The sequence below is a fragment of the Bradyrhizobium sp. ORS 285 genome, assembly GCF_900176205.1.
In the GTDB taxonomy this organism is placed as follows: domain Bacteria; phylum Pseudomonadota; class Alphaproteobacteria; order Rhizobiales; family Xanthobacteraceae; genus Bradyrhizobium.
Genome location: NZ_LT859959.1, coordinates 6,242,761 through 6,259,052, shown reverse-complemented (window position 1 = coordinate 6,259,052; position 16,292 = coordinate 6,242,761). Strand labels below are relative to the sequence as shown.

The window sequence follows — 16,292 nt, the reverse complement described above, 5'->3', positions numbered from 1 at the left end:
GCTTTCTCCATGACCACGCTACTCATGGCGATCTGCAGCGTCGGCTTCACAGGTCAACCCTCATGGTGAGGAGCGCCGAAGGCGCGTCTCGAACCATGAGGCCAGCCGGGCCTCGCCCTTCGAGACACCCGCCTTCGGCGTGCTCCTCAGGGTGAGGGGCGAGATCGTGCATGGCAAATGCGAACGACCAATCGTTATGGTGTGCAGCGCCGCCCTTGGCTCTTGATCCTCATGGTGAGGAGCGCCGAAGGCGCGTCTCGAACCATGAGGCCAGCCGGGCCTCGCCCTTCGAGACGCCCGCCTTCGGCGTGCTCCTCAGGGTGAGGGGCGAGATCGTGCATGGCAAAATGCGAACGATCAATCGTTATGGTGTGCAGCGCCGCCCTTGGCTCTTGATCCTCGTGGTGAGGAGCGCCGGAGGCGCGTCTCGAACCATGAGGCCACGCCTCGAGCCTCGCCCCTCAAGACGCCTGGCCTGATGCGGCTCGTCGGCGTGACGGCTGAGGTCGTTCATCACCTGGCAAGGTAGCTCCGCGACTCCTCGCCATGAAAAAGCAGCGCCCGCGCAATGCAAGCGCTGCTCAGTCTGCAGATCGATGTGCGTTGGACCGCGCGACTACTTCTTCTGATTGAAGTTCACGTCGAGGCTGAAGCTGAACTGATCGTCGGTCAGTCCGGACGGCGGTGCCGGGACCGGATCGGAGCGCCGGATCATCGAGATCGCAGCGTCATCGAACATCGGGTCGCCGCAGGACTGCATGACGGAGGCCGACATCACCTTGCCGGCGCGGCTCAGCACCAGCGCGACCTTCACCGTGCCGGCGTGCTTCTTGCCGTCGGGATAGCGCTTGTGCAGCTCGAAATAGGCGCTGATCTTGCGACCCCAGTTCTCCGTCAGCTTCTGCTTGTCCTTGCCGAGGCCGACATTCGGCGCTTTCGCCGTCTCCGCGGGCGGCGCGGCCTCGTCGAGCGCCTTGCGTGCCGACTCCTGCTGCGCAGCCGACGCCACCGAGGCTTCGGCCTGCTGGGCGGCCTCCTGCTGCTCTTCCTTCTCGGGCTTCTTCGGTTCGTTCTGCGTGACGACTCGGTCGGCTTCCTCCTCGGTCTCGGTCGGCTTGTCCTTGACCGCGTCGGTTTCCTTCACCTCTGCCGTCTGCTGCATCTGCTCCGGCGCGGCCTCCGCCGCATCGCTGTCGGGGCCGGGCGGAAGGTCGTTCTCCTCGACCTGAGGCGAGGCCATCTCGAGGGCGAACTCGGCGCCGGCCGCGCCGAGGCCGCCTTCGGTGTCCTGGCCGCTGAGATGAACCACCGCGAGCGCCGCTCCGCCGCCGTGCAGCATCAATGCTCCGATCGCCGCCGAGATCCACAAGCGGCGGGTCGCTCCTTGATACTTGTGTTCGACCATTCTCTGCTTCCGTCGTTTCACTGGTTTCAATGAGCGGCTTGCGCTGCCGCTTGCGGGACACCTTCGACCGTGACCAGCTTGATCTTCGGGTAGCCGCCGGTCCGCAGCAGCTCCATTACGTCCATCAGCTCGCCATAGGCGACGCCGCGGTCGGCGCGCAGGAAGATGAACTTGTCCTTGGCGGCATCCGGAATGTGCTCGAGCGTGCTCACGAGGCTCGCCCGCTTCACCTGCTCCTCGCCGACAAACAGCGTGAGGTCCGGCTTGATGCTGACATAGATCGGCTTGTCCGGCTTCTTCTGCGGCGTCGCGCTCGATGTCGGGAGGTCGACGGGAACGTCGACCGTCGAGAGCGGCGCCGCCACCATGAAGATGATCAGCAGCACCAGGATCACGTCGATGAACGGGGTGACGTTGATGTCGGCGGATTCTCCGAGATCGTCGTCGCCATCGGCTTCCGAGAGAGAGACGGCCATAATCGCTTACTCCGCGGCCAGCGCCATCGGCGGCGACGAGTGGACGTGGATCGGCTCGAAGCCCCGGCCCTGCGGCGTATGGTGGCTCTGGCCGCGATCGAGATCGCGCGACAGCATGCGGGCGGTGGCGCCGGAGGAGCGGTTGACGAGCTCCATGTAGCCTTTGGTCACGCGGGTGAAGTGATTGTAGATGATCACGGCGGGGATCGCAGCCACGAGGCCGATGGCGGTCGCGAGCAGCGCCTCGGCGATGCCCGGAGCGACGACGGCGAGATTGGTCGTCTGCGACTTCGAGATGCCGATGAAGCTGTTCATGATGCCCCAGACGGTGCCGAACAGGCCGACGAAGGGCGAGATCGAGCCGATGGTGGCGAGCAGGCCCATGCCGGTGCGGCAGCGACGGCCTTCGGCGCGCACGATCTCGGAGAAGCTCGACGCGGCACGTTCGTTGACGCCGTGCGGCGGCAGCTCCGACGACATCCGGATCTCATGCATCGCTGCATCGATCAGCACCGTGAGCACGCTCTGCTTCGAGCCCAGAGCGAGCTTGGCTTCAGACAGCCAGCGCACGTCGTCGACCTTGCGGAGCGCGCTGCTCAGCTTGCGGCGGAGAACAGCGAATTCGACGGTCTTGGCGATGAACACGGTCCAGGTGGCGAGCGAGGCCAGTGCGAGGCCCATCATCACCGACTTCACCAGGATGTCGGCGGCGAGGAACATCGACCACGGCGACAGGTCATGCGGAACGTGGGCTGCTGCTTGCGCAGCGGACTGCGCCGGCTTCTCTGCCTGTTCCTTCGGCTTGTCGGCCGCCGCCGCGTCGGTCACGGCTTCCGTGGCGGCGGGTGCCTGCGCGTCGGCCACTGCAGCAGCGGACGTCTGGCCTGTGGTGGCGGCGGGCGTCGGCGCAGCGCTGGTCGTTGCTGCGGGAGTCGTTGCAGCGGGCGCAGGTGCGGCAGAGGCGGGTGCAGTCGCCGGTTGCGCTTGCGCCGTCTGTGCTGCAGCCGGCGGTGTCGTTGCCTGTCCGGTGGTGACAGGCTTCGGTGCCGTTGTCTGAGACGGAGCCGATGCCGGGGTCGCGGCCGTTGCCGTCGGAGTCGGGACGCTCTTTGCTGCGGCGGTGCTCGCCGGAGTCGTTGTTGCGGTCTGCGGCGCAGTCGCAGCCTGGCCAGGCTTCGGCGCGGCGGCCGGCTGCTCGGCATGCGCAACCGCGCCGGCCGAAACGGCGGCAATCACCGCTCCTACGTAAAGAACGTTCCTGAACATGTTGCTGCACACCCCTTGGTAGTTAAACTTGCCGTAATGTTTCCTGGCGTAAGCGGGCTGTTTTGAGACGACGCGTTGACTCAAAGCGGGTCCATCGATGTCGGCAATCAAGCCGGCGCGTGCGATGCGATGTGTAGGACCGAATCCGGCGATCACCGGATCGACGCGCAAGGCGGTCGCGACTGAGCTAACTATCTGAAAGCTTTGAACTGGAATGATTCGAATGATGCGTGCGCTCGCAACCGGACACACCGGTCACGCAATTGCCGCCGTTCCGTCTTCCATCGATTCTAATTAGCCGGCGCCGTCGACGTGAGCGGAACAGTCTCGCTTACGTCTGCTGAAGCGCAGTTTCGGAGACGCTATCCCGTCTGCCGCGACGCAGATGGGGAATCGAAACGAATCAACGGGCCGATGGGTTCGGTCTTGCACATACTGCGCGACCTGATTGCACATCGTGATCAATCAAAGTCCCGCGCGGTCTGCGTCTGCTGCGAGTTTGCGAACGTGCACACAAGACGTGCAACCCATAAAGGGAACTGATCGGGGAGAGAGGGCGCCCGCCTTTGGTTCGGCCCGCGCGAGGTATGTCGGATTCACTGATGTCGGCCGAATGAGATCGTCCGCCGCTTGCGTCGCCTTTGGGAGATCGCTGCAGTTGGAGGCGAATTCGCCGGACAATCCGGGAGATGATCCAGAAAATGCAAGAGCCAGGCTGCTCCGTCGGTGGAGCCCGGCTCCTTGCCGATCGCGATCGCTGGTTGAACCGCGGGGAGCGGGAAATGTGGACTCAGGCCTCGGCCCAGTAGCGGATCAGGTTGTGATAGAGGCCGGTCAGACGCACCATCTCCGGATCGTCGCGCCCGAGCCGCTGCGACAATCCCTGGATCGTGGTGTCCAAGTCGAAGATCATGCTGCGGGCGAGGGGATCGCGGATCATGCTCTGCAGCCAGAAGAACGAGGCGACGCGAACGCCACGCGTCACCGGCGTGACCATGTGCAGGCTGGAGGCGGGATACAGCACGAGATCGCCGGCCGGCAGCTTCACTTCGTGCGAGCCGTAGAGATCCTCGATGACGAGCTCGCCGCCGTCATATTCTTCGGGCTCCGAGAGAAACAGCGTGACGGAGAGGTCGGTGCGGATGCGCAGGCCGGTCAGCTTGTCGCCGCGCACCGCGTTGTCGACGTGGATGCCGAAATGATGGCCGGCGTCGGCGGCGTAGCGGTTGAACAGCGGCGGGAAGATCTGCTGCGGGATGGCGGCGGCGAGAAACCGGGGATTGGCGGTCATCGCCGAAATGATGCGGTGGCCGAGCTTGCGCGCCACCTCGCTGTCGGGCGGCAGCTGCTCGTTGCGCTTCACCATGGCCGACTGGGCGCCGGCCGTCGAGCGGCCGTCCTCCCAGTCGCTTTGGTCCATGATGCGGCGGAAGTCCGCCACATCGTCTTTGCTTAGAATTCCGGGGACACAGATCAGCATGAACTCATCAACTCGCGAATGTACCCGGCGTGGATCGTCAGGCGATCAAAAGCGTCCCGACAGGACGATCGATGCGCTTCTGCCCGGTCCGACGAAGGTGAACGGCGCGGCACTCTGATAGAAGGCGTCGTAGTAGAGCTTGTCGAAGATGTTGGCAACGAACAGCTTCGCGGTCCAGTTCTTGTCGAGCTTGGCTTCCGCGAAGGCATCGAAGCGCCAGTAGCTCGGCAGCTCCGTGCCCTGGTTGGCCGCGAGCCAGGTACCGCCGAAGATCTTCGAGCGGTACACGGCCTGGCCGCCGATCTCCCAGGTATCGTTGATCTGGTACTTCGTCAGCAGGCTGAACGACTGGTGTGCGGTGTTGGCGAGCTGCAGGCCGACATTGCTGGCGAACAGCGCGGTGTTGGCCGGCAGGATGTTCGACTTGGTCACCTCGGATTGCATCAGCACGAGGCCGCCGAAGATGCTCCATTTGTCGGTCAGCTTGCCGCCCGCCTGCAGGTCGATGCCGCGGATGCGGTAGGCTGCGCCGGCCGAGATACACGGCACGTTGCCCGAGGTGGCGTTGTAGGGGCACGCCGCCGTCGCCGTCTGTCTCGTGACGTTGAACGACTCGCGGGCATTCTCCTTCTCGGTCTGAAACAAGGCACCGGTCACCAGCAGGCGGCCGTCGAGCAGCTCCCATTTGGTGCCGATCTCGATCGAGGTGTTCTTCTCGGGCCCGAACACCTGGTTGGCCCCGCCATTGGTGACCGCCGTCAGACCGCCATAGGCGGCGCTGAGACCATCGAACTCCGCGCCCACCGGGTTCGACGACGTCGCATAGGCCGCATAGAAGCTCGCATAGGGCACCGGCTTCAAGGTCAGGCCGAGATTGAAGTTCGGCAGGCCGCTGGAGGCGGCGGTCGAACCCGGCGTGTTGGCGACGCCGTTGACGGTGCCGAAGCCGTCGACCCGGACGTCGTATTTGTCATAGCGGACACCGCCGTTGAGGATCACGAGATCCCGGTAGTTGACGCTGTCGAGCGCATAGACGCTCACCGTGTCGACCTTGAGGTTGGTCGGGAATTGGCTCAGCGATGGAATGCCGAACGGCAGGTTGGTGAACTGCGGGTTGAACACGCTCACATTGGAAAGTGAGCCATTGCCTGCGAAAGGAAGGCCCTGCTGCTCGGAGGTGAGACCGGTGTAGCTGTTGATGAGTGCCTTTTCCTGCGACACTTCGAGGCCGGCGACCAGGGTGTGCCTGAAGGCACCGGTGTCGAACTTGTAGGTCGCATCGAGCTGATTGGCGAGCACGTCGGTCTGCTGGAAGCGGCTCTGCGGGTTGGCGCGGATCACCGAGTTCTCGATCGGATTGGTGATGGTCGCGCCTTCCGGCAGCGTGCCGATATAGTTGAGTGTCGAGCGCGACACCCGGACCTTGTCCGAGATCGTCAGGTCGGGGGTGATCTTCACCTCGGCGTTGATCGTGCCGATGTCCTGGCCGATGCGCTGGAAGTCGCGGTTGACGAAGCCGTACCACGCGTTGCGCGGCGAGCCGACCTCCGGGAACGGCGCGCCCGCCGTGAGCGTGCTCGGACGGTAATACGGCACGCCGAAGTCCGGGCGGCCCGAAACCTCGGTGTGGATGTAGTTGGTCGCGAGCGTCACGGTGTCGAGCGGCGTCCACTTGGTGGCGATGAAGCCGCCATTGCGGTTGTCGGTCACGTAGTCGCGCCCGGCGACGCCTGCATCCTGGAACAGGCCGCCGACGCGCGCGGCGAAGGTCGGGGTGATCTTCTGGTTGACGTCGATCACCACGCGCTTGGTCTGGTCGGTGCCGAGCGTGGTGTCCATGTTGTAGAAGCTGTTGTCGGTCGTGGCCTGCTTGGTCACGATATTGATCGCGCCGCCGGTGGTGCCGCGGCCGGCGAAGGAGGAGGCCGGGCCGCGCAGGATCTCGACCTGCTCGGTGAAGAAGTTCTCGCGCACCGACACGCCGGCGTCGCGCACGCCGTCGATGAACACGTCGTTGCGCGCGTCGAAGCCGCGGATGAAGAATCGGTCGCCGAACGCGTTGCCGCCTTCGCCGGTGCCGAGCGTCACGCCGGCGGTCGACAGCACGGCGGATTTCAAGCTGGTGGAGTTCTTGTCCGCCAGGATCTCCTTGCTCAGCACCGTGACCGTCTTCGGCGTGTTCAGGAGCTTCTCGGGAAATTTGCCGGAGGCCTGCAGCCGCTCACCCTTGTAGTCGGAGGCGGGGCTGGAATAGGGGTTGCGGTCGGGCGGCAGGTTGCTCTTCGGCGCCGCAGCCTGTTGCTGCTGCTGCTGCTGACGGGCCGCGCGGCGCATCGCGTCGCGCGCGCGGATCTGCTCGGCGCTCGGGCGCGAGGCGGCCGGCTTGGGACGCGCCACGGGGGCTTCGACGTTGACGGAGGGCAGCGGCGCCTGCTGGGCTTCGGCACTCGAGAACGACGCGACCGCGATCAGGCTCGCGACCGCCGAGACCTTCACGCCGGACATCTCAGCGGATGGTTCCTCTGCGTGCCAGCTTGCTCCACGCAAGCTCCTTGGAAAGACTGCCTTACCCATACTCGACCACCCCATTCGTTACGCAACTTGAGACTTGGGCTTGGAACCCTCCGGTTCCCCTCGGGAACCTCGGGTTCGTTGAACGCCGCAACCGGCCCGTACCAGTTGCGAATGCAAGTCAAGAAGCGGGGGAAAGCGGTCCAAAGCTGGTTCCGCTCATGGCCGGAATGCGAAAAGTTTCAATCCGTTTCCGAGAATGACAATTGTTCGCATGCTGTCGCATTGCGGCAACAGATGAAACCTCCTGGTTGCGCCTGCGGACAGGCTTCAATCCTGGATCAAGCGAGTAGCGGCTCCTGATACCGCTGGATGACTCCAGTACCTGCGTCGGAATGTCTCAGGTTGCGGCGTTTCGTCTCGCCTTCGCACCCGCCGCACCTGCGAGGTGCGGCGGGAATCCGGCAACATCGTTGCTCATTCGTGATTGGCCTCTTCAGAACTTCGCGGTGGTGATCAAGTAGAAGGCCCGGCCCGGAGCGACCTGCGTGAACGGCACGTTGCTGCGGTAGAAGGTGTCGTAATAGAGCTGGTTGGTGATGTTCTGGGCGTAGAGCTTCGCGCTCCAGTTCTTGTCGAACTGCTTCTCGATGAAGGCATCGAAGCGCCAGTAGCTCGGCAGCTCGTTGCCGGTGTTGGCCGCGAAGGTGCCGCCGAACACTTTCGAGCGGTACACCGCCTGGCCGCCGATCTCCCAGCCGTCGTCGAGCTTGTACTTCGAGAGCACGCTCAGCGACTGGTGGGCGATGTTGGCGAGCTGCAGGCCGGCGTTGGAGGCGACGCCGCTCTGCGTCACCTTGGACTGCATCAGCACCAGGCCGCCGAAGATGCTCCAGCGATCGGTCAGCTTGCCCTCCGCCTCGATGTCGATGCCCTGGATGCGGTAGGCGGCGCCCGAGGTCAGCAGGCCGTTGACGGTCTCGCGGGCATTGTCCTTGGTGGTCTGGAACAGCGCGCCGGTCACCAGCAGGTGCCGGTCGAACAGCTCCCATTTGGTGCCGACCTCCGCGCCCTTGTTGCGCTCCGGCCCGAGGATGATGGTGCTGTTCGGCGGGATGCCGCCGTAATCCGTCGCGGTGCCGTCGAGCTCCGAGCCGAACGGATTGGCCGAGGTCGCATAGGCCGCATAGAGGCTGGCGATCGGCAGCGGCTTGTAGACCAGGCCGAGATTGTAGTTGATCAGGTCGGAATCGACTGTCGCCGACGCCGTGTTGTTCGACGAGCGCATCGCATACCCGTCATAGCGCAGGCCGCCGGTGAAGATCAGCGTGTCGCGCCAGTTCGCGGTGTCGATGAGATAGGCGCTCTTGCTGTCGACGTCGTAGCGGGTCGGGTTGCCGGTCAGATAGCCCACGGTCGTGAACGGCAGGTTGGTATAGGCCGGGCTGAACATGTTCTGGTTCTGTAGCCCGCCGGTGGCGGTGCCCTGCGTTCCGAACGCCTCGGAGGCGAGGCCGGCATAGCGGTCGATCGAGATGTTCTCCTTGGAGAACTCCGTGCCGACAACCGTGGTGTGCTTGACCGGTCCGGTGTCGAACTTGATCGTCAGGTCGTTCTGGTTGGCGCAGTTGTCGACCGTCTGATAGCGGCTCTGCGGGCTGGCGTTGAAGACCCATTTGGTCGGATCCGGGCTCGCCGTTCCGGTCACGCTCGCATTGGGCAGGGTGCCGATATAGTTCAGCTCGGAATGCTCGCCGCGCAGCTTGCTCGAGAAGGTGACGCTGTCGCTGAGCTTCAGCTCACCGGCCAGCGTGCCGAAATCCTGCCGCGCCGCCTGGAAGTCGCGGTTGAGGAAGCCGTACCAGGTGTTGCGCGGGATGCCGGCCGAGGTGACCGGAATGTTGCCCTGCTTGTAGAACGGCACGCCGAAATCCGGATAGCCGGAGAGATCGGTGTGGACGTAGTTGGTCGTCACCTTCAGCGAGTCGTTCGGCGTCCACTTGGTCGAGACGAAGCCGCCCCAGCGATCGTCCGTGACGTGGTCGCGCCCCGCCACATTGGCATCCTGGAACAGGCCGCCGGTGCGCACGGAGAAGGTCGGCGAGATCGTCTGGTTGACGTCGAGCGTGACGCGCTTGGTCTGGTCGGTGCCGATGGTCGACTCGGCATTGGTGAAATTACGGTCGCCGGCCTGCTTGGTGATGATGTTGATGGCGCCGCCGGCGGTGCCGCGTCCGGCATAGGCCGACGCAGGCCCGCGCAGGATCTCGACCTGCTCGGTGAAGAAGTTCTCGCGCACCGACACCGCGGGATCGCGGATGCCGTCGATGAAGATGTCGTTGCGGGCGTCGAAGCCGCGGATGAAGAAGCGGTCGCCGAACGCGTTGCCGCCTTCGCCGGAGCCGAGCGTGACGCCGGCGGTGGAGCGGCCGACCTCCTTCAGGGTGGTGATGCGCTTGTCCTCCATCACCTCCTTGCTCATCACGGTGATGGTCTTCGGCGTATTCACCAGCTTCTCGGTGAACTTGCCGGAGGCGACGCGATCGACCTTATAGGGCGCGGCGGCATCGGCATAAGGATTGGCATCGGGCGGCGTCTGCGGGCCGGTCGGCGCCTGCGGCTGTCGCTGCGGCTGGCGCGCGGCGCGGCGCAGCGCGCTACGGGCGCGGATCTGGTCGGCCGACGGACGCGACGCCGCCGGCTTGGCGCGCGTCGCCGGCGCTTCGACGGTGACGGACGGCAGCGGCGCCTGTTGCGCCTCGGCCCCCGAGAACGACGCCACCGCGATCAGGCTCGCCACCGCCGACACCTTCACGCCGGAGATGTCCCTCCCGGTCATGTCGGGGGCGGGGGCCCCTCGATGCGCCGCCCCGGCGCGCAAGCTTGCTGGAAAAACGGCTTGTCCCATACTCAACCACCCCATTGGATACGCAGAACTGACTCTTGGTGCGTGATCCGCAATTGGCCCGTTCCAATTGCGAATGCCTCTCCACAAGGGGGTGGAATGGGACCGAAACTGGTTCCCTGGGTGGCGGAACCAGGAATATGCATGTGATAATCAGTCGCATCTAGCGATGTGACGCTTGCCGGCCGTGAGATACCGTCTCGCGCGAAGATGCCCCGCCGGGGCGCATCCCCTGTGGGTTTCACCAATGCCGGGTGAGCTGAGGGGCGCGATCAGCCGCGCTCGGCGATGATCGCGATCGGTCCGCCGCCGTCCGGGCCCTGATGCTCGGCGCCGCCGGAGACGAACAGGTCGGTGAAGCCGAACAATCCGGCCAGGGCCCCGCCGACGAAGGCGCGGGCATGGCGGGTCGAGGAGATGTCGCTGTCGTCGAGCATGGTATGGCGGCGTCCGCGCAGCCTGCCGCTCTGCGCCGCCTCCGCCTTGGCCAGCACCGCGGCGATGCGGCCGCGGGCGGCCTCCGGCACCTGGCCCGCCACATCGAGCCCGAGCCGGGCCAACGCGGCCCGCGCCGGCTCGATATCGATCGCGTCGCGCATGACGGCGTGGTCGATGCCGAGCGGCCCGCTCCAATCCGCGGACATGCCGGCCACCATGATCTCGTGATCGAGCAGCTCGACCCCGCCCGAGGTGGCGGCGCGCTCGCTATAGCGCGTGTAGTCCGCGCAGATCATGGCGTCCGACAAATCGGAGAGCGCGATCTCGCCGAGCGCGACGCCGACCCCGAGCGCCGAAGCGCCGCGCGAGAATCCCATCGACTTCAAAGTATCGCGCACGGCGGTGCGGGCGCCCCGCGCCTCCGCCGCCTCGATCCGCTCCATCGTCAGAAGCGGGCATTTCACCTGGACGTAGTGGACATCGGCGGCATCCCTGATGCCGGCATCGGCCATCGCGGCGCGCACGCCGGCGGCGACCTGCTCGACCTGCGGCAGCCGGCCGAGATGCTCGCTCGGCAGCACCGGCGTCCGCGCGCGCCCCAGCGCCAGCGATTTGGTATGGGCGCGCGGTGCGCCGCCGTCATCCTTGCGCGCCTCGAACACGATCATGTGCGGCGACAGCGCGCCCTCGGTACCGCCGGACATCACCATCGCGATCTGCCGGACCGCGTCCGCCGGCAGATGTTTTTCGAGCAGCGTCTCCAGCGAGCGCACCGCAAAGGCGCGGGTGAAGTCGTTGACGCAGCCATTGCCCTCGGTCTTGCCGAGAATGGCGACGATGCCGGCCGGGTCGATCGCGCCTTGCGCGATCGCCGCCTGCAGCGCGCCGACATCGTCGGGCCCTCGCATCGGCAGGCGGTGAACGGCGGCGCGGCGCAAGGCGGTCGGCATGTCCAGGGGCTCCCGGTGAGTGTCGCGCCGAGGATAGGCAATCACGATGCCGCGCGCGATGCTGTTGCGGGATGGCCGGCATGCTATCCTCGCCATTCCCGTTTCCGAACGTCCCGGTGATCCATGGCTCTCTGGACCTGCTCACAATGCGGCGCGCAGTTTCCCGACACCCCAGTGCCGCCGGCCCATTGCGCCGTCTGCGAGGACGAGCGGCAATATGTGAACTGGAAGGGCCAGAGCTTCCTCAGCCGCGACGAACTGGCGACCCGCCATCAGGTCGTCTGCCGCGAGGATGACGGCCTGACCGGCCTCGCCTTGGAGCCGAGCTTCGCGATCGGCCAGCGCGCGCTGCTGATCCCCGAGCCGGACGGCTGCGTGATGTGGGACTGCATCCCCTTGGCGACCGAGGCGGCGATCGCGGAGGTGCGCGCGCTCGGCGGGCTCAAGGCGATCGCGATCTCGCATCCGCATTACTATGGCGCGGTCGCCGATTGGAGCGCGGCGTTCGGCAACGCGCCGGCCTATCTGCATGGCGATGACGCCGCCTTCGTCACCCGGCCGCATCCTTCCATCGTGCCATGGACCGGCGACACGCTGCAGATCTCCGACGACATCAGTCTGCTGCGCACCGGCGGCCATTTCGCCGGCGCGACCATGCTGCATTGGCGCCGCGGCGCCGGCGGCAAAGGCGCGCTGTTCGCCGGCGACATCGCCATGGTGGCGATGGACCGTCGCCATGTCAGCTTCATGTATTCCTATCCGAACTACATCCCGCTCGGCCCCACCGCCGTGCGCCGCATCGCCGACGCGGTTGCGCCGCTGGCCTTCGATCGCATCTACGGCGCCTGGTGGCAGAAGAACGTCGCCGAGGACGGAAGAGCGGCGTTCGACCGTTCCGTGACGCGCTATCTCAAGGCGATCGCGTGAACTGAGCACCCGGTGCAAGTGGCGTCTCCCGACATGAGCGCGCTGGTCATGGTTCATGTGCACTCGCGCGCTCGGCGCAAATTCTCTGCATAATTAGTTTGTTCATGGTCGATTTTCCGGACGGTCCAACCCGAACGCTCGCTGCCAGCCTCTCCCCGCGTGCGGGGAGAGGCCGGATTGCATCGACAGATGCAATCCGGGTGAGGGGGGCTCTCCGCACGGTCGGTGGGTGTGGCTGCCCCTCACCCCAACCCTCTCCCCGTAAGAACGGGGCGAGGGAGCGCACCGACCTCGCCGCGCCGACGTTCGCAGCGCCGCCCACGGCGCTTGACCCTCATGGTGAGGAGGCGCGTAGCGCCGTCTCGAACCATGAGGCCCGGCTGTTTCCCGATTGATCCTCGTCGACGCGTCCCACGTTTATTCGCTGAAAGCGGCCGCGCCGCCGCACAGGGAGACATGGTCATGCAACGCATCGCGCCGGGACCCGGGCAGGAGTCGGTGTGGGACTATCCGCGGCCGCCGCGGCTGGAGCGTTGCGCGGCGCGGCTGCGCGTGGTGTTCGCCGGTGTCACGATCGCCGACACGCAGGGCGGTTATCGCGTGCTCGAGACCAGCCACCCGCCGGTCTACTACCTCCCGCCACAGGATGTTGCGATGCAGTGGCTGCGTCCCGCGCCGGGCCGCTCGTTCTGCGAGTTCAAGGGCTTTGCGAGCTATTGGACGATCGATGTCGATGGCCGGGTGTCGGAGCAGGCGGCGTGGAGCTACCAGCAGCCGACGCCGGCCTTCGCGCCGATCGCCGGCCATCTGGCCTTCTATGCCTCCCGCGTCGACGCCTGCTTCGTCGGCGACGAGCGCGTGGCCGCCCAGGAGGGCGATTTCTATGGCGGCTGGATCACCTCGGCGGTGGTCGGGCCGTTCAAGGGCGCGCCGGGCACGCGGCATTGGTAGGCGGCGCGATCGGCTGAACCGCGGCGGCCGACCGATCGTATAGTCCAATGTGGTCGGCGCGGGCGGCTTTGCACCGCGGCAGATCATGGAGGGGACCAGCGGCATGCCGGGCGTCCTCTCCAATTTCCCTGTTCGCGACATCCGGGGGGCAACGCCATGCGACGGCTGATGAAGTTCCTGCATACGATGGGCGCGATCGGCATGATGGGAGCGATGGCCTGTCTCGTCGTGCTGCTCGGGATGATCCCGCAGCCCTCGGTGTCGCTGGCGCACTACGCCGAGATGCGCGCGGCGATGGGAGCGATCGTGCGCTACGTGTTCTTCCCGTCGCTCGGCCTGACCCTGGTCGCCGGCCTGCTCGCCATCGCCATCAACCGCGCGCTGCACAGCGCCGGCTGGGCGCTCGCCAAGCTCGCCTCCGGCATCCTCGTCTTCGAATGGGGCTTCGCCGCCGTGCAGGGCCCGATGCAGGAAGCCGCCGACGAAGCCGCCCGCGCCGTCGCCGGCCAGATCGACCCCGCAACCCTCAGCCCCAATTTCGGCACCGAGCAGGGCGCCATCTGGGTCATGCTCGGCGTCGCCACGGTCAACGTCATCCTCGGCGTCTGGCGGCCGAAGTTTACGAACCTGCCGGATTGAAGCGGGCTGCAGCCTCCTGGTCACACACGCTTCTAATCTCGCCCGCGGGCGCGGTGGCCGTTAATGCGCCCTCGCCCCCAAGGCGAAGCGAAGCTTCGCCAGGGCGGGAGAGGGCATGTAGGACAGAGCAACGACCTCGCTTGGGTGAGGGGTATGTCTCCGCGAGCTCGGCGTGCCGAGAGAGACCCCTCACCAAACCGAGCAACAGGATGGGCCGTCGATGCCCTCTCCCACAAGGGGCGAGGGCACTGCATCGCGCAGCGGTGCGGAGGCTAATGCTGTTCCGTCGGACATCTAACGCAGCTCTTCCAGCCGAAGTCGCAGTGGCAGTGACTGCGCCTTCCGCCGCCAAAGCAAGGCGTATCCTGCAAACAGAATGAGCTTGCTATTTTTCAGAAATCATGTTTATCTTCCTCCATCCCGCCTCGAGCAGAGGGACGGACGCGTCGTCACGAACGTGAGGTGGGCTGCGATGGACGTGGCGGCGGCGCTGGACGAGCGCCTGGCCGGCACGGACGGCGAAGTCGTGTGGTCCTGGCCTCTCGACGCTGAGGTCAAGTCCGCTGTCGATGCTGTGACGGCTCGCGCGGGCGATGGGGGCAAGAACGCCGATCCCCAGGGAGAGCACGAAGGACACCGTAAAACCATTGCGCGGGGGAGGCCGCTTGGTGGCCCGACCTGTGGTGACTGCCGCCTGCTTTCCTTGTTGCAGGCGGGCCATGGGCCGCGGTCAGCACCCGGCCTTCCCCGCGCCCTCTCGGTTTCGGAAGGGCTGACGGCCGTATCACCCGGGCACATCGTGCCGCGGGATCGTGAGCGCGCATGCCCCTTGGCGTCATGAAAAAGCTGTCCATCGACCTCGGGAGATCGGGGACATGGATCTCATCACTCACAACACGCACGAGGGCAGCGCTGAGCGGCGCCGCCGTCGTCCTTGGTCGAAGCTCTCACAGCTGCGTTGCGCGCAGCTCGATGGTCACGGGCGTGCCCGTACGCTTGGTTGTCGGATCGGCCGGCATCTGCAGCACGCGGGCGCGCTGGCCGGTGGCGAGGTCGGTGACCTTGACGATGCGGCCGTTGGAGAATTCGAGCGCGTCGTGGTGCTCGGTCGGCTTGTTGGTGTCGACCTGGCGGAAGCGGGCAAGATGGGCGCCGACCTTGCGGCGGAAGAAGAAGCCCTTGATCCGCACGTCGCCCTCGAAGGCGAGCTCGGTGCCCGGACGCAGGCACACCGCCGTCAAGGGATCGTCCTTGGTCGAGAAGCCGCGGGTCTCCGTGCCGGGGAAGCGACAGGAGACCAGCACGTCGTCGATCTTGGCATCACGGGAGGAGACAGTATGGAGGCTGTAGTCACACATGGAAAGCTCCTGAAGGCACCACCAGCACTGAGGCCGCAACGGCGCAGCAGAGAAGTCGTTCCATGATGTTGAAGCTGTGGCCTGGTTCCACCGCCCGCGCAACGGGCGGTGGAGGCGCGAGCGGCGCATCAGGTGAGATGCGCGGCTTCCTCGGCGTCGTCGTCCTCGGCCGCGCCCCAATGCGAGGCGTCCTTGATGGTCGGGTCGATCAGCTCGCCGCGCAGCAGCGCCAGCGGCGACTTCCAGTACAGCGCGATGTTGTGGAAGGGGTCGGTGAGCACCTTGAACGCCCAGATCAGGCCGGTCGCAACATCCTGCGTTGCAAACAGCTGGATCACGCGAAACAGGCCGCCGCCGATGCCGACCGCGAGCCAGAGCACGCCGACGTGACGGATGAAATCCATCCGGGTCGCGGGTGCCTCGAACAGGCCGAACAAAGTGGGGAACGCGAACAGCGCGACCGGCACCAGGCCCCACACCGTGAGCAGGATGATCTTGCGCGTCTGATTATAGCCGACCTTGACCGCTTCCTTGTAGTCGTTGGTCACGCCGTTGACGTGGTCATAGCCGTTCGGCTCGAAGAAGAAATGTCCCGTCTGGCGCGTCAGCATCGCCAGCCAGCCGACCAGGCCGGCCATCGCCGGATCTTTCAACAGCAGGGCGTAGCAGACCAGGAAGATCACGGCGCTGACCAGATGCAGCGTCTGATTGATCCGGCTCTGATGATAGTAGCGATAGTCGTCGAAGCGCTGCGTCTGCAGGACTTTGTAGTAGCGCGGCATGCGAATCCCCGTGGCGTTGTGGAGCGGGATCGAGCCGTAGAGCGCTTCAATGAAGCTGAGGTGACATTATGATGTTGTCACAATGAATGTGCTCGGTGCGGAGAGATATTTGTTGCGGATGCAACAAATAGGCGGCGCGGCGCACCAAGCGTATCGGACAACATGCGCCGGCTCGGTGATTCCAGTCATTGATCCATGTCAAAT

General features: G+C 65.7%; 12 protein-coding genes. 3 read left to right on the top strand and 9 right to left on the bottom strand.

Features of this window, described 5'->3' with window-relative positions; genetic code table 11:
• Nucleotides 1–616: 616 nt before the first annotated feature.
• The 7 genes from BRAD285_RS28170 to BRAD285_RS28140 all read right to left on the bottom strand — a co-directional run bounded on the left by BRAD285_RS28170 (nt 617) and on the right by BRAD285_RS28140 (nt 11,431).
• Nucleotides 617–1,405, bottom strand: coding sequence for an energy transducer TonB (locus tag BRAD285_RS28170; protein ID WP_006611585.1), 789 nt, complete (start codon nt 1,403–1,405; stop codon nt 617–619).
• Nucleotides 1,406–1,431: 26 nt separating this feature from the next.
• Complete coding sequence (exbD, locus tag BRAD285_RS28165) at nt 1,432–1,881, bottom strand: TonB system transport protein ExbD (protein ID WP_006611586.1); 450 nt, start codon at nt 1,879–1,881, stop codon at nt 1,432–1,434.
• A gap of 6 nt (nt 1,882–1,887) precedes the next feature.
• A complete protein-coding gene (gene exbB / locus BRAD285_RS28160; protein WP_035646069.1) occupies nt 1,888–3,147 on the bottom strand; it encodes a tonB-system energizer ExbB in 1,260 nt (419 codons plus the stop codon).
• Between the two features lie 790 nt (nt 3,148–3,937).
• The gene (locus BRAD285_RS28155) at nt 3,938–4,627 is read right to left on the bottom strand and encodes a Fe2+-dependent dioxygenase (protein WP_006611588.1); all 690 of its coding nucleotides are present in this window, start codon (nt 4,625–4,627) and stop codon (nt 3,938–3,940) included.
• Between the two features lie 45 nt (nt 4,628–4,672).
• On the bottom strand, nt 4,673–7,201 hold the full coding sequence (locus tag BRAD285_RS28150; protein ID WP_006611589.1) for a TonB-dependent siderophore receptor: 2,529 nt from the start codon (nt 7,199–7,201) through the stop codon (nt 4,673–4,675).
• 433 nt (nt 7,202–7,634) lie between these two features.
• Nucleotides 7,635–10,046 (bottom strand): TonB-dependent siderophore receptor, encoded by a 2,412-nt coding sequence (locus BRAD285_RS28145; protein WP_006611590.1) that lies wholly within the window; start codon nt 10,044–10,046, stop codon nt 7,635–7,637.
• 269 nt (nt 10,047–10,315) lie between these two features.
• The gene (locus tag BRAD285_RS28140; protein WP_006611591.1) at nt 10,316–11,431 is read right to left on the bottom strand and encodes a ring-opening amidohydrolase; all 1,116 of its coding nucleotides are present in this window, start codon (nt 11,429–11,431) and stop codon (nt 10,316–10,318) included.
• Between the two features lie 123 nt (nt 11,432–11,554).
• Between BRAD285_RS28140 and BRAD285_RS28135 the strand changes: the two genes are divergently transcribed.
• The 3 genes from BRAD285_RS28135 to BRAD285_RS28125 all read left to right on the top strand — a co-directional run bounded on the left by BRAD285_RS28135 (nt 11,555) and on the right by BRAD285_RS28125 (nt 13,948).
• The gene (locus tag BRAD285_RS28135; RefSeq protein WP_006611592.1) at nt 11,555–12,358 is read left to right on the top strand and encodes a hypothetical protein; all 804 of its coding nucleotides are present in this window, start codon (nt 11,555–11,557) and stop codon (nt 12,356–12,358) included.
• Nucleotides 12,359–12,820: 462 nt separating this feature from the next.
• Entirely contained in the window at nt 12,821–13,309 is a 489-nt protein-coding gene (locus BRAD285_RS28130) for a DUF427 domain-containing protein (protein ID WP_006611407.1), read from the top strand.
• A gap of 156 nt (nt 13,310–13,465) precedes the next feature.
• On the top strand, nt 13,466–13,948 hold the full coding sequence (locus BRAD285_RS28125) for a hypothetical protein (RefSeq protein ID WP_006611408.1): 483 nt from the start codon (nt 13,466–13,468) through the stop codon (nt 13,946–13,948).
• 947 nt (nt 13,949–14,895) lie between these two features.
• Here BRAD285_RS28125 and BRAD285_RS28115 read toward each other — a convergent pair.
• Both BRAD285_RS28115 and BRAD285_RS28110 read right to left on the bottom strand, forming a co-directional pair.
• Nucleotides 14,896–15,306 (bottom strand): hypothetical protein, encoded by a 411-nt coding sequence (locus BRAD285_RS28115; protein ID WP_006611410.1) that lies wholly within the window; start codon nt 15,304–15,306, stop codon nt 14,896–14,898.
• A gap of 128 nt (nt 15,307–15,434) precedes the next feature.
• On the bottom strand, nt 15,435–16,088 hold the full coding sequence (locus tag BRAD285_RS28110) for a hypothetical protein (protein ID WP_006611411.1): 654 nt from the start codon (nt 16,086–16,088) through the stop codon (nt 15,435–15,437).
• Between the last annotated feature and the right edge of the window lie 204 nt (nt 16,089–16,292).